Raw genomic sequence first — 18782 nt, forward strand, 5'->3', positions numbered from 1 at the left:
ACCGACGCGGACCCGCCCGCGTCTTATTGCTTTGATATCGGGCGGAAATGTGAAGGAACGTGGGCGGTTAGCTCAGCGGTAGAGCACTACGTTGACATCGTAGTGGCCACTGGTTCGATCCCAGTACCGCCCACCATTTCGCCGTTTCCTGCAAGGGAAACATCAAGGATTTCAAGGCGCTGCGCGCCGCGAATGGGAGAAGAACGATGAAGGTTGCGAATTCGCTCCGCTCGCTCAAGACGCGTCATCGCGATTGCCAGGTCGTGCGCCGCAAGGGCCGCGTCTATGTGATCAACAAGACGCAGAAGCGGTACAAGGCCCGTCAGGGCTGATCTTTTCCGGGAAACCGGAGGACAGGGCCGCCCATTGGGCGGCCTTTTGTTTTGCCGCGTGCCAAGTGGCCGGGAACGCTGGGTTAATCTGGACATAGGGCCGAAAACGGCTGTGCCGTAACCTGTGCCGGGAACTGTACCGCAAACCGTCAGCACGCTTCGGGCTGTGCGTTCACGTTTACCTAACTTGCGCGAATCGTTCGGAGGGACAGGCCATGCATCCAAATCCCGCCTTCAGGGGAACAGCCGAGGAGGAGAATCTGCGTTTCGCCGCCGCGCGGGGGTTCGGTGTGCTGTGCATCAACGGGCCAGAGGGGCCGATTGCCGCGCATGTGCCCTTCGTGATGGCAGGAGCGCGGGTGGTGGAGGTGCATCTGGCCCGATCGAACGCCATTGCACGGGCGGGGTTGCCCGCCCCTGCCCTGCTGGCGGTGCAGGGGCCGGATGCCTATGTCTCGCCGGACTGGTACGGGATTCCGGATCAGGTGCCGACGTGGAATTACGTGGCGGTGCATCTGCGGGGCGTGCTGTCGCCGATGGAACCCGAGGGGCTGGAGCCACAGGTGGATGCCCTTTCGGCCGAGTTCGAGGGGCGGATCGCGGACAAGCGACCATGGACCAAGCACAAGATGGGCGAAGGCGTGATGGAGCGGATGATGCGGGGCATCCTGCCCTTTCGCCTTGAGGTCTCGGAGGTGCAGGGGACGTGGAAGCTCGGCCAGAACAAGACGGCGGAGGCGCGGGCGGGGGTGATCGCGGCGCTGGAGGCGCAGGGCGGGCTGGCGGCGGAGATCGGGGCCCTGATGCGGGCGCTGGGGTGAGGGAAGCGGCCTTGCCTGCCCGGGGAAGCGAAATCTGACGCAGATTTCGCGGCGATTTCTGCACGCAGAAATCGGGTCCGGGCGGAGCAGCGTTTGGGGTCCGGAATTTGCGTCAAATTCCGGCGCGGTTTGTGCGTCACAAACCGCTTTCCGGCGACGGGTCCTGCGCCTAGGGTCGGGGCAAAACCGACGGAGCCTGTGACATGCGTCTCTATTTCTCGCCGACCTCGCCCTATGTGCGCAAGGTCATGGTCCTGCTGCACGAGACGGGGCAACTGGCCGAGGTTGAGCTGGTGACCGAGTCGGGCAGCCCGGTCGATCCGGGGACCGCACCGCTTGAGGCCAACCCCCTTGGCAAGGTGCCGGCGCTGGAGCGGACGGACGGCCCTGCGCTGTATGACAGCCGGGTGATCTGCCGCTATCTGGATGCGCGGGCAAGGGACGGGGCGGGGGCCGGGCTTTACCCCGAGGGCGCAAAGCAGTGGGACACGCTGACTGTGGAGGCGACGGGAGACGGCATCCTCGATGCGGCGCTGCTGATGGTCTATGAGGGGCGGCTGCGGCCGGAGGAGTTGCGCTTCGCGCCCTGGGTCGAGGGGCAATGGGCCAAGGTGGACAGGGCGCTGGACGCGCTGGAGACGCGGTGGATGGCGCATCTGGAGGGGCCACTGGATGCGGGGCAGATCGCGGTGGGCTGCGCGCTGGGCTATCTGGATTTCCGCCACGGAGCGCGCGGATGGCGGGCGGGGCGGCCGCATCTGGCGGCATGGTTCGATCGTTTCGCAGCCCGGACCTCGATGATGGCGACGCTGCCCGCCTGAGATGACGCTGCCGCTGGCTGCCTTTGTCACGGTCTGGCTGTTCCTGGCCGCCAACATCGCCTCGCCGGGGCCGAATGTGTTGAACACCATCGCGCTGGCCATGGGATCGGGGCGGCGGGCGGGGTTCGGATCGGCCTGCGGGGTGGGGCTGGGAATCGGGCTGTGGTGCCTGTCGATGCTGCTGGGCCTGTCGGCGGTGATCGCGGTGGTTCCCTGGGCGGCAGAGGCGCTGCGCTGGATGGCGGTGGGGCTTTTGCTGATGTTTGCGCTGCGCTATCTGCGGGCGGCGCTTGCGGGGTATCGCGCGCGGGGGATGGCCCTGCCCGAAGGGCGGCGGGGCGTGGGATTCGCTGCGGGGTTCCGGCGCGCGCTGGCGGTGATCGCGGTCAATCCCAAGGCGCTGACGAGTTGGCTGGCGGTGATGGGGATGTTCCCCGTGGCGCAGGCGCGGGCGGGGGATGTGGCGCTGCTTTGCGCGGGGGCATGCCTTCTTTCGTTTTCGATTCACGCGATCTACATGATTCTCTTTTCCACTGCGCCGGCGCTGCGCTTCTATCTGCGGGCGGGATGGGTTTTGCAGGCGGTGGCGGGGGTCCTGTTCGCGGGCTTTGCGCTACGACTTGTCGCAGGGGGTTGAGCGGGGCGGGCACCGTTCCATCATTTGCATCGTGACCTGTGGCGGGCGGTTGGGCCCGCAGGCGCGCCCGCCCGGCCACAGGAGACGAATTTCCGCAGGCTTTGGCCCGGTCTGCGCCCGTTTGTCCGCTGGACGATCAGGCGCGCCTTGTCTAAAAGCCGCCCGGCAAGGCTGCGGGAAACCGCGGCCCCACCATTTATGGGTCGCGGCACATCCGCGCCCTTGGAAGGGAGAAGATCTCGTGTCCCACGCTGACGACAACGCAGGTACCCGGCGGGATTTCCTGTATTACGCGACGGCAGGGGCCGGGGCGGTTGCCACGGGCGCCGCTGTCTGGCCGCTGATCAACCAGATGAACCCCTCGGCCGATGTTCAGGCGCTGTCGTCGATCTTCGTCGACGTGTCGGGCGTCGAGGTCGGCACGCAATTGACGGTGAAGTGGCTGGGCAAGCCCGTCTTCATCCGCCGCCGCACCCCGGAAGAGATCGAGGCGGCGCGCGCCGTGGCCTTGACCGATCTGGTCGATCCGCTGTCGGACAATGCCAACAAGCCGGGCTCCGACGCCGCGGATGAAAACCGCACGCTGGACGAGGCGGGCGAATGGCTGGTGATGATGGGTGTCTGCACCCATCTGGGCTGCGTGCCGCTGGGCGATGGCGCCGGTGAATTCGGCGGCTGGTTCTGCCCCTGCCACGGGTCGCATTACGACACGTCGGGCCGCATCCGCAAAGGGCCTGCGCCGCGCAACCTGCCGGTGCCGGTGGCGGCCTTCGAAGACGAAACCACGATCAAGCTCGGGTAAGGAACAGACAGATGGCCGGAATTCCGCACGACCATTACGAACCCAAGAGCGCTGGCGAGAAGTGGCTGCACAAGCGCCTGCCGATCGTCGGTATGCTTTACGACACTATCATGATCCCCACGCCCAAGAACCTGAACTGGATGTGGATCTGGGGGATCATCCTGACCTTCTGCCTTGCGCTGCAGATCGTCACGGGCATCATCCTGGTGATGCATTACACGCCGCATGTCGACTATGCCTTCGCATCGGTCGAACACATCATGCGCAACGTGAATGGCGGCTACATGATCCGCTATCTGCACCAGAACGGCGCATCGCTGTTCTTCATCGCGGTCTATCTGCATATCTTCCGCGGCCTCTACTACGGGTCCTACAAGGCCCCGCGCGAGGTGACGTGGATCATCGGCATGCTGATCTACCTGCTGATGATGGGCACGGCCTTCATGGGCTATGTGCTGCCCTGGGGTCAGATGTCCTTCTGGGGCGCGACGGTGATCACCGGCCTCTTCGGCGCCATCCCCGGCATCGGGCCGAGCATCCAGACCTGGCTGCTGGGCGGGCCTGCCGTGGATAACGCCACGCTGAACCGCTTCTTCTCGCTGCACTACCTGCTGCCCTTCGTGATCGCAGGTCTGGTGGCGGTCCATATCTGGGCCTTCCACACCACGGGCAACAACAACCCGACCGGCGTCGAAGTGCGCCGCGGGTCGAAGGAAGAGGCGGCGAAGGACACGGTTCCGTTCTGGCCCTATTACGTGATCAAGGACCTGTTCGCGCTGGCGGTCATCCTCGCGGTGTTCTTCGCCATCGTGGGCTTCATGCCGAACTATCTGGGCCACCCCGATAACTACATCGAGGCGAACCCGCTGGCGACGCCCGCGCATATCGTGCCGGAATGGTACTTCCTGCCCTTCTACGCGATCCTGCGCGCCTTCACCGCCGACGTCTGGGTGGTGATCGCGGCGGAGTGGATCACCTTCGGGATCGTCGACGCCAAGTTCTTCGGCGTGCTGGCGATGTTCGGGGCCATCGCGGTCATGGCGCTGGCGCCTTGGCTGGACACCTCTTCGGTGCGGTCGGGCCGTTATCGCCCGATGTTCAAGTGGTGGTTCGCGCTGCTGGTGATCGACTTCATCGTGTTGATGTGGGTTGGCGCGATGCCGGCGGAAGAGCCTTACGCGACCATCTCGCTGATCGCTGCGGCCTATTGGTTCGCCTACTTCCTGGTGATCCTGCCGCTGCTCGGCGTGATCGAGAAGCCGCTGCCGCAGCCGGCCACGATCGAGGATGACTTCAATGCCCACTACGGCAAGGCGGGCGGTTCTGCCGCTGCGCATCCGGCCGAGTGAGAAGGGAACTGACAAGATGATCAGGAAAATCGCACTCGGCACCGCCGCCGTTCTGGCCCTGACGACCGGGGTCGCCATGGCGGCGGGGGGCCACAGGGAAATCACCGATGTGGACTTCGCGCATGAAGGCCCCTTCGGCAAGTTCGACCAGTTCCAGCTTCAGCGCGGGCTTCAGGTCTATATGGAGGTCTGCTCGGCCTGCCACGGCCTGAAATACGTGCCGATCCGCACGCTGGCCGACGAGGGCGGTCCGCAACTGCCCGAGGATCAGGTCCGCGCCTTCGCGGAACAGTTCACCATCACCGATGCCGAGACGGGCGAAGACCGTCCCGGCAAGCCGACCGACCACTTCCCCGGTTCGGGGATGGAAGGGGCACCGGACCTGTCGCTCATGACCAAGGCGCGGGCGGGCTTCTCTGGCCCCTATGGCACGGGGATGAGCCAGCTTTTCAACGGCATGGGCGGGGCGGAATACATGTATTCCGTGCTGACCCATTACGAGGAAAACCCGGAATGCGCGCCTGACGGGATCGACGGGTTCTACTACAATACCTCCTTCGACAAGGGGGCGATCCCGGATACCTGCAAGGACGAGAACGGGGTCTCCACCATTCCCGGCAGCTGGATCGCCATGCCGCCTCCGCTGATGGATGATCTGATCACCTATCAGGACGGCACGGTCGCAACGACCAGCCAGATGGCGGAAGACGTGTCGTCTTTCCTGATGTGGGCGGCAGAACCGAAGCTGATGGACCGGCGCGAGTCGGGCTTCAAGGCGGTGGTGTTCCTTCTGATCCTCGCTTCGCTGCTGTATCTGACGAACAAGCGGATCTGGGCCGATGTGAAGGGCAAGAAGGCGGCATAAGCCGAAGCCTGAACCGACAATCCGAAAAGCCCCGTCGAAAGGCGGGGCTTTTTGCCTTGCATCGGGGCACGAATTTTCTGCGAAAATTCGCAGATCGGACTTTCACGGAAAGTCCGATCGGATTTTTCGCAGAAAAATCCTTCTCCCCAGCCTGCGGCGCAAGGGCGCTTGGCCTTGAACGCGCGAGGGTGTAATCACCGTCGCAACAAGAATTGGGGAACCGGACATGAGCAAGCTTGTCACCATCTATGGCGGTTCGGGCTTTGTCGGCCGTTACATCGCGCGGCGCATGGCAAAAGAGGGCTGGCGTGTCCGCGTCGCTGTCCGTCGGCCCAACGACGCGCTCTTCGTGAAACCCTATGGCACCGTGGGCCAGGTGGAACCCGTGCCCTGCAACATCCGCGACGAGGCCTCGGTCCGGGCGGTGATGAAAGGCGCGGATGCGGTGGTGAACTGCGTCGGCATCCTGAACCGCTCGGGCAAGAACAGTTTCGACGCCGTGCAGGCCGAAGGGGCGGCCCGCATCGCCCGCATCGCTGCGGAAGAGGGCGTGTCGCATCTGGTGCATCTGTCGGCCATCGGCGCGGATGCCGACAGCCCGTCGGAGTATCAACAGACCAAGGCCGCAGGCGAAAAGGCCGTGCTTGCCGCCTTTCCGGCAGCGGTGATCCTGCGCCCTTCGATCATCTTCGGGAACGAGGACGGATTCTTCAACCGTTTCGCCGCGATGACGCGCTTCGGGCCGGTGCTGCCTGTGGTGGGTGCGGGCACGAAGTTCCAGCCCGTATATGTGGATGACGTGGCGCAGGCTGCGGTCATGGGGGCAACCGGCACTGCAGCACCGGGGATCTATGAACTGGGCGGCCCCGATGTGGAGACCTTCCGCGATCTGATGCGCCAGATGCTGCAGGTGATCCGCCGCCGCCGCCTGATCGTGAATGTGCCGTTCTTTGCGGCATCCATCATGGGCGGGGCGTTCGACCTGTTGCAGGCGGTGACGCTGGGCCTGTTCCACAACGGCCTCATCACGCGGGATCAGGTGCGCAACCTGAAGGCCGACAACGTGGTCTCGCCCGGGGCGAAGGGTCTGGCCGATCTGGGGATCACCCCCACGGCCATGGGCGCGGTGCTGCCGGAATACCTGTGGCGCTATCGCCCGTCGGGGCAATATGCGGCGATCAAGGAATCGGCCAAGAACCTGCGCAAGGTCTGACGTCCGCCACGGCCCGCGCGGCATGCCCGGAAGGATGCAATGGAAAACACGCTGATTGCCGCCTTCCTCGGGCTGCTGGAAGGGTTGACGGAATTCATCCCCGTCTCCTCGACCGGGCATCTGCTGCTGGCGGGGCATTTCCTTGGCTTTGACAGCCCCGGTCGCACCTTTGAGGTGGTGATCCAGCTTGGCGCGGTGCTGGCCATCCTGACCGTCTATTCGGCCAAGCTCTGGCGCGTGGTATCCACCATGCACAGCGACCCTGCCTCCTTCCGCTTCGCGGTCTCGGTGCTGATCGCCTTCCTGCCCGCGGTGGTGATCGGCGTGCTGGCGCATGACATCATCAAGACGGTGCTGTTCGAGACGCCGATGCTGATTGCGGTGATGCTGATCCTTGGCGGCTTCGTGCTGCTGGTGGTGGATCGCATCGCGCCGGAACCTGTGCATGAAGAGGCGATGGAGTTGCCGCTGCGCAAGGCGCTGGCCATCGGGTTCATCCAGTGTCTGGCCATGATCCCCGGCGTCAGCCGGTCGGGGGCCACCATCGTGGGGGCGCGGATGATGGGTGTGGGAAAGCGCGCCTCGGCCGAGTTTTCCTTCTTCCTGTCGATGCCGACCATGGCCGGGGCCTTTGCCTATGACATCTGGAAAAGCCGCGACATTCTGGATTTCTCGGCGGCGGTGGATATCGGCGTCGGGTTCGTCATGGCTTTCATCGCCGCCGTGCTGGTGGTGCGCTGGACGCTGGATTTCGTAAGCCGGAACGGCTTCGCCATCTTCGGCTGGTGGCGAATCATTGTGGGGTCAGGGGCGCTGATCCTGCTTTTGCTGGGTTTCTAGGCGCAATCGGAACGCGTGCTGACCTAATTTCCGAGATTTCGGACAGCTTATTTGACCTATCGCGAAAGAAACAGCATATTAGGTCAAATGTGCTGACTTTTATTCGTCCGACAGGCAAAGTATGAAGGCGCACCCGAGACAACCCGGATGAGAGGGCGCCTCATGGCAAAGAACCGCATGCTTCAGTTCGTGACCGTTGCCAAGGAGACGCCTGAAAAGCGGCCCGCCAACCTGCGGGCGCAGGATTTCCACGAAATCTACCGCGAATATGCCGCCGAAAAGGCCGCGGAACAGGCGGGGCGGTGCAGCCAGTGCGGCGTGCCCTACTGCCAGTCGCATTGCCCGCTGCACAACAACATTCCCGACTGGCTGCGCCTGACCGCCGAGGGGCGGTTGCAGGAGGCCTATGAAATCTCGCAGGCCACCAACACCTTCCCGGAAATCTGCGGCCGCATCTGCCCGCAGGACCGCCTCTGCGAAGGCAACTGCGTGATCGAACAGTCGGGCCACGGCACGGTGACCATCGGATCGGTGGAGAAATACATCACCGATACGGCATGGGAAAACGGCTGGGTCCAGCCGATCAAGCCGCATGCAGAGCGGACGGAATCGGTGGGGATCATCGGCGCGGGGCCCGGCGGTCTTGCGGCGGCGGACATGCTGCGGCGCAAGGGCGTGCAGGTCACGGTCTATGACCGCTATGACCGCGCGGGGGGCCTGCTGACCTATGGGATTCCGGGGTTCAAGCTGGAAAAGCCCGTGGTCATGCAGCGGATCGAGCAGTTGGAAGAGGCGGGCGTGCAATTCGTGCTGAACTGCACGGTGGGCGTGGATATCAGCTTTGACGCCATCCGGGGCCAGCATGACGCGGTGCTGATCGCGACGGGCGTCTACAAGGCGCGCGACATTTCCGCCCCCGGCGTGGGCGCGGCGGGGATCGTGAAGGCGCTGGATTACCTGACGGCCTCCAACCGCAAGAGCTTTGGCGACGATGTGGCCGAATTCGACAGCGGCGCGCTGAATGCCGAAGGCAAGCGCGTGGTGGTGATCGGTGGCGGCGACACGGCGATGGACTGCGTGCGCACCGCCATCCGTCAGGGCGCTACTTCGGTGAAGTGCCTCTATCGCCGCGACCGGGCGAACATGCCGGGATCGCAGCGCGAGGTGCAGAATGCCGAAGAGGAAGGCGTCGAATTCGTCTGGCTGACCGCGCCGAAGGGGTTCACCGGGGCGGCCCATGTCGAGGGCGTGGTGGTGCAGCGGATGCGCCTTGGCGCGCCGGATGCGACGGGGCGGCAATCGCCGGAACTGATCGAGGGCGCGGATTACGTCGAGCCCGCCGATCTGGTGGTGCAGGCGCTAGGCTTCGAGCCGGAGGAGATTCCGTCGCTCTGGGGCGTGCCGGAACTTGCCGTCACGCGCTGGGGCACGATCAAGGCCGATTTTCAGACCCATGCCACCAGCCTGCCGGGAGTCTATGCCGTGGGCGACATCGTGCGCGGGGCGAGCCTTGTCGTCTGGGCCATCCGCGACGGGCGCGAAGCGGCGGAATCGATCCTCGCCTATCTGGCGCAGCCCGCGCAGGTCGCGGCGGAATAGGCAACGGGCAACAGGGAACCCAGATCCATGATCGCGGCACCCGGACAGGGCGAAGAGGCAAGGATGGGCGCGCAAGCGGCCCCTACCCTGCCGCGTCTGGAGATACCGCTTCTGCGGCAGGATCGCCGCATGTGGGTCTGGTGGCACCGGGGCAGCAGCCGCCGTCTGGTGGTTGTCTTTTCCTCGGTCGGACATGGGCCGGAGACGCCGCCACCGCTTGAATTTGCCCAGAGCGCGACGGCCGGCGGGCGCGACAGTGCCGTCTTCATCGCCGATCCGCAGCGGAGCTGGCTGAACGCGCCGCGACTGGTGGAAGAGATCGTCGAAGTGATCGAGGCCGCGCGGGACGAGGTGGGGGCCACGCAGACGGTGACCATGGGCTATTCGATGGGCGGCTTTGCCGCGCTGGCCATCGGGGGGTTCGTTCCCGTCGATGCCGCGCTGGCCTTTTCGCCGCAGATCTCGATCGACCCGGTTCTGGTTCCGGGGGAAAAGCGGTGGATGCGTTATCGCAAGCGGATCGAGGCGATCCGCATCCGTTCCGCTGCCGAACATATGGCAGAGGGGACGGCGCATACGATTTTGATGGGGCAGTCGCAGGTGGAGGCGGCGCAGGTTCGGCTGGTGCCCGAGGCGGCCAATACCGATACCTTCCTGCTGCCCGGCACGGGCCATGACAGCGCGCCGCGCGTCAAGGCGGCGGGCATCCTGCCGCAGGTGATCGACCTTGCCTTCTCGCAGCGCCGCGATGCGCTGGCCGAACTTCTCGCAACCCGCATGAAGGCCAGACGCAAAGGAGTTGCCGCATGATCCCGACCCGTCTGCCCCTTGCCACGCTTGGCCTGTCCCTGCTTGCCGCCCCCGCACTGGCCGGAAGCTTCACCCCGCCCGAGGGCTGCACGGCCTTCATGACGGTGCAGTCGAAGGGCTGCCGCGTGTCGAACCACTATACCTGCGAGGCTGATCCCGCAGGCGACCAGTGGCGCGCGGATTACGATCAGGAAGGCGTCTATTTCATGTCGCGCATCGATTCCGAGGCGCAATGGGTGGAAAGCATCGAAATCGACCCGCCCTCGCGCCAGACGCTGGATGCGAACCCTGCCGATCCGGCCTCTTTCTCGGACCTGCTGGCGACGGGGAATGACAGCTATATCTTCGGCCTGTCCAAGGATACGGGCGACCGCACCCGCGTGCGCGGGGCCGACCGGTTGACGGGCAAGCAGGTGGTGATCGACGGGATCACCCTGCAGGAGACCGAGTTCAACTTCACCGAGACGGACACCTCCGGCAACGTGCTGCGCCGGTCACGGGGGAACGAATATATCCACCCCGAATGGCGTCTGTTCTTTTCCGGCCCGTCCCAATGGGATGGCGGCGACGGGACCTATCTTCCCATCGACGGCAGCCCCGTTCAGTTCATCTTCCCCGGCGAACCCGGTTTCGCCAGCACCCAACCGCTGTTCGACTGCGACGCCGTGATGTCGTCGCTGCCGTTCCCGCCCAAGTCGTAAGGAGACCTGTGCCATGACCATCTATGACGACGCCTGGGTGAAGGCCGAAGAAGCCAAGCGGCAATGGCTGCATGAAAACGGCCTCTACAAGCAGGACGACGAACATTCCTCCTGCGGCGTGGGGCTGGTGGTTTCCATCAGCGGCAAGCCGTCGCGCAAGGTCGTGGAAAACGGCATCAATGCGCTCAAGGCCGTGTGGCACCGGGGCGCGGTCGATGCCGACGGCAAGACGGGCGACGGCGCGGGCATCCATGTGCAGATCCCCGTGCGCTTCTTTTATGACGTGGTGCGCCGCACCGGGCACGAGCCGGACCCGAACAAGCTCATCGCCGTGGGTCAGGTCTTCCTGCCCCGCACCGACTTCGGCGCGCAGGAACGTTGCCGGACCATCGTGGAGACGGAAGTCCTGCGGATGGGCCATTACATCTATGGCTGGCGCCACGTCCCGGTGAACACCGACGTGCTGGGCGAGAAGGCCAACGCCACCCGCCCCGAAATCGAACAGATCCTGATCCGCTGCGAGAAGGACATCGATCAGGAGCAGTTCGAACGCGAACTTTACATCATCCGCCGCCGGATCGAGAAGGCAGCGGTCGCGGCGCAGATTCAGGGTCTGTATCTGTGCAGCCTGTCCTGCCGCAGCATCATCTACAAGGGGATGATGCTGGCCGAGCAGGTGGCGGTGTTCTATCCCGACCTTATGGATGAGCGGTTTGAATCGTCCTTCGCGATCTATCACCAGCGTTATTCCACCAACACCTTCCCGCAATGGTGGCTGGCCCAGCCCTTCCGGATGCTGGCCCATAACGGCGAAATCAACACGCTGAAGGGCAACGTCAACTGGATGCGCAGCCATGAAATCCGCATGGCCTCCAACAACTTCGGTGACGCGGCGGAAGACATCAAACCGATCATCCCGTCGGGCACGTCGGACAGCGGCGCGCTGGACGCGGTGTTCGAAGTCCTCGTCCGCTCCGGCCGCTCCGCCCCCATGGCGAAGACCATGCTCGTCCCGGAAGCGTGGAGCAAAACCACCACCGACATGCCGCAGGCATGGGCGGACATGTATGCCTATTGCAATTCCGTGATGGAGCCGTGGGACGGCCCTGCCGCCCTTGCCATGACCGATGGCCGCTGGGTCTGCGGCGGGCTGGACCGGAACGGGCTGCGCCCCATGCGCTATGTCATCACCGGCGACGGGATGCTGATCGCCGGGTCCGAGGCCGGGATGGTGCCGGTGGATGAGACGACCATCCGCGAAAAGGGCGCGCTTGGGCCGGGGCAGATGATCGCCGTCGATATGGCCGAAGGCCGTCTCTACCACGACGCCGAAATGAAGGACAAACTGGCGGCAAGCCAGCCCTATGGCGACTGGATCGAGAAGATCGTCGATCTGAACAGCCTGCTGCGCGACGTGCCGGAAAGCGCGATGTATTCGGGGGCAGACTTGCGCCGCCGCCAGATCGCCGCCGGCTACACCGTGGAAGAGTTGGAACAGGTCCTCGCCCCCATGGCCGAGGATGGCAAGGAAATGGTCGCCTCCATGGGCGACGACACCCCGGCTGCGGTCCTGTCCAAGGTCTACCGCCCGCTCTCCCACTTCTTCCGCCAGAACTTCAGCCAGGTGACGAACCCGCCGATTGACTCGCTCCGCGAAGGGCGTGTGATGTCGCTGAAGACCCGCTTCGGCAACCTGCGCAACGTGCTGGATGAAAACAGCAGCCAGACCGAAATCCTCGTTCTGGAAAGCCCCTTCATCGCCAATGCCGAATTCGACGTGATGGTGAAGCAGTTTGGCGATCAGGTGGCCTTCATCGACTGCACCTTCCCGGTCTCACCGGGGCTGGACGATCTGCGGCAGGGGCTAGAGCGTATCCGGGCCGAGGCCGAGGATGCGGTCCGGTCGGGCGCGGGCCATCTGGTGCTGACGGATCAGCATCAGGGGCCGGACCGCGTGCCGATGCCCATGATCCTCGCCACCTCCGCCGTGCATAGCTGGCTGACGCGCAAGGGCCTGCGCACCTTCTGTTCGATCAACGTGCGGTCGGCAGAATGCATCGATCCGCATTACTTCGCGGTGCTGATCGGCTGCGGCGCGACGACCGTGAACGCCTATCTCGCACAGGACAGCATCGCCGACCGCATCTCGCGCGGCCTGCTCGACGGCACCCTCACCGACGCCATGCGCCGCTACCGCGACGCCATCGACGCCGGTCTGCTCAAGATCATGTCCAAGATGGGCATTTCGGTCATCTCCTCCTACCGCGGCGGCCTCAACTTCGAAGCGGTCGGCCTGTCGCGCGCCATGGTCGCCGAATACTTCCCCGGCATGCACTCCCGCATCTCCGGCATCGGCCTCACCGGCATCGAACAGAAGCTGGAGGAAGTCCATGCCAAAGGCTGGCTCGGCGGTGCCGACGTCCTGCCCATCGGCGGCTTCTACAAGGCGCGGCGGTCGGGTGAAAAGCACGCATGGGAAGCGCAGACGATGCATATGCTGCAATCGGCCTGCGATCGGGCGAGCTATGACATCTGGAAGCAATACAGCGCGGCGATGCGGGCGAACCCGCCGATCCATATCCGCGACCTGCTGGACATCAAGGCGCTGGGCAAGCCGGTGCCGATTGAGGAAGTCGAGTCGATCACATCCATCCGCAAGCGGTTTGTCACGCCGGGGATGAGCCTTGGCGCGCTGTCGCCCGAGGCGCACAAGACGCTGAACGTGGCGATGAACCGGATCGGGGCAAAGTCGGACAGCGGCGAGGGCGGCGAGGACCCGGCGCATTTCGTGCCGGAACCCAATGGCGACAATCCGTCGGCCAAGATCAAGCAGGTGGCATCCGGGCGCTTTGGTGTGACGGCGGAATATCTGAACGCCTGCGAGGAATTGGAGATCAAGGTCGCGCAGGGGGCGAAGCCCGGCGAGGGCGGGCAGTTGCCGGGGATGAAGGTGACGGCGCTGATCGCGCGGCTGCGCCATTCGACGCCGGGCGTGACGCTGATTTCGCCGCCGCCGCACCATGACATCTATTCCATCGAGGATCTGGCGCAGCTGATCTATGACCTGAAGCAGATCAACCCGCGCGCCAAGGTGACGGTGAAGCTGGTTTCGGCCAGCGGCGTGGGCACCATCGCAGCGGGCGTGGCGAAGGCCAAGGCCGATGTCATCCTGATCTCCGGCCATAACGGCGGCACGGGGGCCTCCCCCGCCACGTCCATCAAATACGCGGGCCTCCCGTGGGAGATGGGCCTGACCGAGGCGCATCAGGTTCTCGCCATGAACAACCTGCGCGAACGCGTCACGCTCCGCACCGATGGCGGCCTGCGCACGGGCCGCGACGTGGTGATGGCGGCCATGATGGGGGCCGAGGAATATGGCATCGGCACCGCCGCCCTGATCGCCATGGGCTGCATCATGGTCCGGCAGTGCCAGTCCAACACCTGCCCCGTCGGCGTCTGCACCCAGAACGAGGCGCTGCGCGCCAAGTTCACGGGCTCGGCGGACAAGGTGGTGAACCTGATCACCTTCTACGCGCAGGAGGTGCGGGAAATCCTCGCTTCCATCGGCGCGCGCAGCTTGGATGAAATCATCGGGCGCGCGGACCTTCTGACACAGGTCAGCCGTGGCCATGCCGCGCTGGATGACCTTGACCTCAATCCGCTGCTCATCACGGTGGATGGCGCCTCGAGGATCACCTACGACCGGTCGAAGCCGCGCAATGCTGTGCCCGACACGCTGGATGCGGAAATCATCCGCGATGGCGCGCGTTTCTTCGAAGATGGCGAGAAGATGCAGCTTTCCTATGCGGTGCGGAACACGCTCCGCACCATCGGGACGCGGGCCTCGTCGCATATCGTGAAGAAGTTCGGGATGCGGAACAGCCTGCAGCACGACCATCTGACGGTGAAACTGACGGGGTCCTGCGGGCAATCGCTGGGCGCCTTCTCTGTCCGTGGCCTCAAGATCGAAGTGCAGGGCGATGCCAACGACTATGTCGGCAAAGGCCTGTCCGGCGGCACGATCACGGTGCGTCCGATGATGTCCTCCCCGCTGAAGGCAGAGGAGAACACGATCATCGGCAACACCGTGCTTTACGGCGCGACCGACGGCTACCTCTTCGCCTCCGGCCGCGCGGGCGAACGCTTCGCGGTGCGCAACTCCGGCGCGAAGGTGGTGGTCGAAGGCTGCGGTTCCAACGGCTGCGAATACATGACCGGCGGCGTCGCGGTGATCCTTGGCCGGATCGGCGCGAATTTCGGCGCGGGCATGACGGGCGGCATGGCCTATGTCTATGACCCGGATGGGGTGGCCGAGGATTTCATGAACCTCGAATCCATCCTGACCTGCGGAATCGGCCATCCGCATTGGGAGGCGCAGTTGCGCGGCCTGATCGAACGCCACCATGCCGAGACGGGTTCCCGCATCGCCGAGCGCATCCTTGCCGATTGGGAAGCGGAAAAGCGCAACTTCCTGCAGGTCTGCCCGAAGGAAATGCTGCCGCATCTGGCGCATCCCCTCTCGGACGAGGCGGCCAAGGTCCCGGCCGAGTAAGGCGCAGGCGGCCCCGACGAATTTTCTGCGAAAATTCCGGGGCCGCCGCGCCTGATTTTTCGCAGAAAAATCGTGCGCGCGGCCAGATGCGGGCGCGGCATCGCTGCGCCTTGCCTTGACCCGGCCACCCTGTGCATGGCTATTGTCCCGCGATGACCGACAGCCCCGAGAAACCCGCCCGAAAGCCGCGCAAGACGGCCGCGCCCAGCGCGCGGGCACCGCTGAAGCGGCGCATCCTGCGCTGGACCGGGCGCATCGCGGCGGGGATCGCCGGTTTTTTCGCCGTGCTGATCCTGCTGTTTTCCTTCCTGCCGCCGCCCATCAACCTTTACCAGCTTGGCGAGAGCGCCCGCTTGGGCGGGATCGAGAAGGACTGGGTCCCGATGGAAGAGATCGCCCCCGTCATGGCGCGCTCCGCCGTGGCGGCGGAGGATGCGAATTTCTGCCTGCATTGGGGGTTCGACATGGCCGCCATCCGCGAGGCGGTGGCGGAAGGATCGAACCGGGGCGCCTCCACCATCAGCCAGCAGATGGTGAAGAACGTCTTCCTCTGGCATGGCCGCTCCTGGCTGCGCAAGGCGATGGAGGCGGTGCTGACGCCCGTGGTGGAAACCCTCTGGTCCAAGCGGCGCATCCTCGAGGTCTATCTGAACGTGGCCGAGTTCGGCGAAGGCGTCTTCGGCGTGCAGGCGGCGGCGCAGCATCATTTCGGGGTGGATGCGCGCGACCTGACGCCCACGCAGGCGGCGCGGCTCGCCGCCGTGCTGCCCGATCCCAAGGGGCGTTCGGCCTCGAATCCGTCGAACTTCGTCCGGTCGCGGACGCGCTCCATCATCTCGGGGGCGGAAACCATCGCGGCGGATGGCCGGGCCGCGTGTTTTCAGGAATGAGCCGTTGAATTCCGCCCCCTGACGGGGCTAAGGACATCTGACCGTTTCATGACATGACGGAAGCGCTTTCCCGATGATCCGCCTCTATCACTTTCCGCTCTCGCCCTATTGCCGCAAGGTGCGCCTGACGCTGGCCGAGAAGCGGCTGGAGGTGGAGCTGGTGGAAGAGCGGTATTGGGAACCCTCGCCCGATTTCCTGCGCCGCAATCCGGCGGGCAAGGTGCCGGTCCTGCGCTGGGACAATCGCGTGATGTCGGAAAGTCAGGCGATCTGCGAATATCTGGAAGAGGCGGTGCCGACGCCGCAACTGATGCCGCGCGACCCTGAGGCCCGCTATGAGGTGCGCCGCCTCTGCGCCTGGTTCGACGACAAGTTCCATGACGAGGTGACGTCGAAGCTGCTCTATGAGCGGGTGAACAAGAAGGTCATGGGTCAGGGCTACCCCGATAGCAAGAACGTCAAATTCGGGGCGAGCCGGATCAAATACCACCTCGATTACATGGGCTGGCTCTTGGATCAGCGGCGCTGGCTGGCGGGCGATGTGATGACGCTGGCCGATCTGACCGCGGCGGCGCATCTATCCTGCCTCGACTATATCTCGGATGTCGATTGGAACCGGTCGGCGGCGGTGAAGGACTGGTATGCGAAGGTGAAGTCGCGCCCCTGCTTCCGCACGCTGCTGGCCGATCAGGTGCCGGGCTTCCCGCCGCCGCCGCATTACGCGGATCTGGATTTCTGACCGCAGCACGCGGGGCCGTCCGGATCTTTGGGTATTTGGGCCGAGACGAAGATGCATGATCTCAGGACCAGATTGGAGGCGCAGGCGCGGGCCGAGGGGTTCGCCGCGCTGGGCATCTGCGCGCCGGATGCGGTGCCCGAGGCGGCGGGCCGTCTGGCCGCCTTCCTGAACGATGGGCGGCAGGGGCAGATGGGCTGGATGGCCGAGCGGGTGGAGTGGCGCGGGAGTGCTGCCGCGCTCTGGCCCGAGGCGCGGTCGGTCATCATGCTGGCCGAGCCCTATACGCCCGAAGGCGACCCGCTGGCGGTGCTGGACCAGCCCGCGCGCGCGGCGATCAGCGTCTATGCGCAGGGGAAGGATTACCATGATCTGGTCAAGCGGCGGCTGAAACGGCTGGGGCGGTGGCTGCTGGATCAGGCGGGGCAGGGCGAGGCGATCAAGGTCTTCGTCGACACCGCGCCGGTGATGGAAAAGCCCTTGGCGCAGGCGGCGGGCTTAGGCTGGCAGGGCAAGCATACCAATCTGCTGTCGCGCGGCCTTGGCAACTGGTTCTTCCTTGGCGCGATCTTCACCACGCTGGACCTGCCCAAGGATGCGCCGGAGGTCAGCCATTGCGGAAGCTGCACCGCCTGTCTGGACATCTGCCCCACCAAGGCTTTCCCCGCGCCCTATCAATTGGACGCGCGGCGCTGCATTTCCTATCTGACGATCGAACATCGCGGGCCGGTGGATGTAGAGTTGCGGGCGTTGATGGGCAACCGCATCTATGGCTGCGACGATTGTCTGGCGATCTGCCCGTGGAACAAGTTCGCGCAGGCCACGACGGAGATGGGCTATCAGCCGCGCGTGGGTGCGCCGGAGCTTGCGGAATTGGCGGGGCTGGACGATGCCGCCTTCCGCGCGCGCTTTGCGGGAAGCCCGATCAAGCGGATCGGGCGCGACCGGTTCATCCGCAACGTGCTTTACGCCATCGGCAATTCCGGGCTGCCCGCCCTGCGCGGCGTGGCCCTGCGCCTGCTGGACGATCCCGATCCTGCCGTGGCCGATGCCGCGCGCTGGGCGGTGGACCGCCTGCCCTGAGGCGCGCGGTCGGCAGACCGACGGATGGGTGGGACTTCCGGGTTTGGGGCTTTGGCGATTCGATGCTAGGCTGATCGCCCGTCAGTCTTGGGAGGATGACATGAGCAAGCATCTGGCCGACAAGCGCAGCCCTTCGACAGGGGCGCGCGTAAAGCAGTTCCTGCGCCTTGCCCGCAGCCCACGCGAGACATGGCATCGCCCGCGGGGCGAGGCCGGGCCGTCGCGTCTGGTGCAGTTCCTGCGGATCGAGCGCGGGCGGACGGCCTAGCGCGGGCGGAGCCTGTCGCGCAGCGCCATCAGGTCGTCGCGCATCTGCGTGGCGGCGTCCAGCGTCAGGCCCGTGCGGTCAAGGAAGCAGGGCGGCACATCGGCGGCACGGGCGCCCAGCGCGCGGCCTTCCTCCGTCAGCGTCAGACGGACCTGACGTTCATCTGCACTATCGCGGCGGCGCGTGATCCAGCCCGCCTGCTCCAACCGCTTCAACAGAGGCGTCAGCGTGTTGCTGTCGAGCATGAGCGCCGCCCCGATCTGGCCCACGGTCTGCCCATCCTCGGCCCAGAGCGCCGAGAGGGCGAGGTATTGCGGATAGGTCAGACCCAGAGGATCCAGCAGCGGTTTGTAGGCCGCCTGCATGGCATGGGCCGCCGAATAAAGCGCGAAGCAGAGCATCCGGGGCGGGGGAAGGCGGCGCGGGTCATCCATGGGATCAAGATATGTCGCGCACGATGAAG

The 18782-nt window shown here is 65.1% G+C and carries 18 protein-coding genes and 1 tRNA gene; 18 read left to right on the plus strand and 1 reads right to left on the minus strand.

What is annotated here, in order from left to right:
- Positions 1-61: 61 nt before the first annotated feature.
- The 18 genes from TabM4_RS18355 to TabM4_RS18440 all read left to right on the plus strand — a co-directional run bounded on the left by TabM4_RS18355 (position 62) and on the right by TabM4_RS18440 (position 18319).
- Positions 62-136, plus strand: a tRNA-Val gene (locus tag TabM4_RS18355).
- Positions 137-206: 70 nt separating this feature from the next.
- Positions 207-332, plus strand: coding sequence for a type B 50S ribosomal protein L36 (ykgO, locus tag TabM4_RS18360; RefSeq protein WP_023666132.1), 126 nt, complete (start codon positions 207-209; stop codon positions 330-332).
- A gap of 215 nt (positions 333-547) precedes the next feature.
- Complete coding sequence (locus TabM4_RS18365; protein ID WP_434615741.1) at positions 548-1153, plus strand: FMN-binding negative transcriptional regulator; 606 nt, start codon at positions 548-550, stop codon at positions 1151-1153.
- A gap of 203 nt (positions 1154-1356) precedes the next feature.
- Positions 1357-1974 carry a glutathione S-transferase gene (locus TabM4_RS18370; RefSeq protein ID WP_434615744.1) on the plus strand — a complete coding sequence of 206 codons (618 nt, stop codon included), beginning with the start codon at positions 1357-1359 and terminating at the stop codon, positions 1972-1974.
- A gap of 1 nt (position 1975) precedes the next feature.
- Entirely contained in the window at positions 1976-2611 is a 636-nt protein-coding gene (locus TabM4_RS18375) for a LysE family translocator (RefSeq protein WP_434615747.1), read from the plus strand.
- A gap of 241 nt (positions 2612-2852) precedes the next feature.
- Complete coding sequence (petA, locus tag TabM4_RS18380; protein ID WP_434615750.1) at positions 2853-3413, plus strand: ubiquinol-cytochrome c reductase iron-sulfur subunit; 561 nt, start codon at positions 2853-2855, stop codon at positions 3411-3413.
- A gap of 11 nt (positions 3414-3424) precedes the next feature.
- A complete protein-coding gene (gene petB, locus TabM4_RS18385) occupies positions 3425-4762 on the plus strand; it encodes a cytochrome b (RefSeq protein WP_434615753.1) in 1338 nt (445 codons plus the stop codon).
- A gap of 16 nt (positions 4763-4778) precedes the next feature.
- Positions 4779-5627 carry a cytochrome c1 gene (locus tag TabM4_RS18390; protein ID WP_434615756.1) on the plus strand — a complete coding sequence of 283 codons (849 nt, stop codon included), beginning with the start codon at positions 4779-4781 and terminating at the stop codon, positions 5625-5627.
- A gap of 226 nt (positions 5628-5853) precedes the next feature.
- On the plus strand, positions 5854-6840 hold the full coding sequence (locus TabM4_RS18395) for a complex I NDUFA9 subunit family protein (protein WP_434615759.1): 987 nt from the start codon (positions 5854-5856) through the stop codon (positions 6838-6840).
- 39 nt (positions 6841-6879) lie between these two features.
- Positions 6880-7680, plus strand: a complete 801-nt coding sequence (locus tag TabM4_RS18400) for an undecaprenyl-diphosphate phosphatase (protein ID WP_434615762.1) — start codon at positions 6880-6882, stop codon at positions 7678-7680.
- Between the two features lie 162 nt (positions 7681-7842).
- Positions 7843-9279: an NAD(P)-dependent oxidoreductase gene (locus TabM4_RS18405; RefSeq protein ID WP_434615764.1), complete on the plus strand. Its 1437-nt coding sequence runs from the start codon at positions 7843-7845 to the stop codon at positions 9277-9279.
- A gap of 27 nt (positions 9280-9306) precedes the next feature.
- Positions 9307-10089 carry an alpha/beta fold hydrolase gene (locus TabM4_RS18410; protein ID WP_434615767.1) on the plus strand — a complete coding sequence of 261 codons (783 nt, stop codon included), beginning with the start codon at positions 9307-9309 and terminating at the stop codon, positions 10087-10089.
- Complete coding sequence (locus tag TabM4_RS18415; RefSeq protein ID WP_434615769.1) at positions 10086-10790, plus strand: hypothetical protein; 705 nt, start codon at positions 10086-10088, stop codon at positions 10788-10790. Before TabM4_RS18410 ends, TabM4_RS18415 begins: the two co-directional genes overlap by 4 nt.
- 13 nt (positions 10791-10803) lie before the next feature.
- Positions 10804-15342, plus strand: a complete 4539-nt coding sequence (gene gltB / locus TabM4_RS18420) for a glutamate synthase large subunit (protein WP_434615771.1) — start codon at positions 10804-10806, stop codon at positions 15340-15342.
- Positions 15343-15494: 152 nt separating this feature from the next.
- Positions 15495-16232 carry a monofunctional biosynthetic peptidoglycan transglycosylase gene (gene mtgA, locus TabM4_RS18425; RefSeq protein WP_434615773.1) on the plus strand — a complete coding sequence of 246 codons (738 nt, stop codon included), beginning with the start codon at positions 15495-15497 and terminating at the stop codon, positions 16230-16232.
- 73 nt (positions 16233-16305) lie between these two features.
- The gene (gene fzlA / locus TabM4_RS18430) at positions 16306-16971 is read left to right on the plus strand and encodes an FtsZ-binding protein FzlA (RefSeq protein ID WP_434615776.1); all 666 of its coding nucleotides are present in this window, start codon (positions 16306-16308) and stop codon (positions 16969-16971) included.
- Between the two features lie 51 nt (positions 16972-17022).
- Positions 17023-18051: a tRNA epoxyqueuosine(34) reductase QueG gene (gene queG, locus TabM4_RS18435; protein WP_434615779.1), complete on the plus strand. Its 1029-nt coding sequence runs from the start codon at positions 17023-17025 to the stop codon at positions 18049-18051.
- Positions 18052-18151: 100 nt separating this feature from the next.
- The gene (locus TabM4_RS18440; RefSeq protein ID WP_434615782.1) at positions 18152-18319 is read left to right on the plus strand and encodes a hypothetical protein; all 168 of its coding nucleotides are present in this window, start codon (positions 18152-18154) and stop codon (positions 18317-18319) included.
- On the opposite strand, the gene TabM4_RS18445 is transcribed toward TabM4_RS18440, so the two are convergent.
- Complete coding sequence (locus TabM4_RS18445) at positions 18316-18753, minus strand: MarR family winged helix-turn-helix transcriptional regulator (protein ID WP_434615785.1); 438 nt, start codon at positions 18751-18753, stop codon at positions 18316-18318. The two genes, TabM4_RS18440 and TabM4_RS18445, sit on opposite strands and share 4 nt — an antisense overlap.
- Positions 18754-18782: the final 29 nt, after the last annotated feature.

The sequence above is a fragment of the Tabrizicola sp. M-4 genome, from assembly GCF_051132405.1.
Lineage (GTDB): Bacteria > Pseudomonadota > Alphaproteobacteria > Rhodobacterales > Rhodobacteraceae > Paragemmobacter.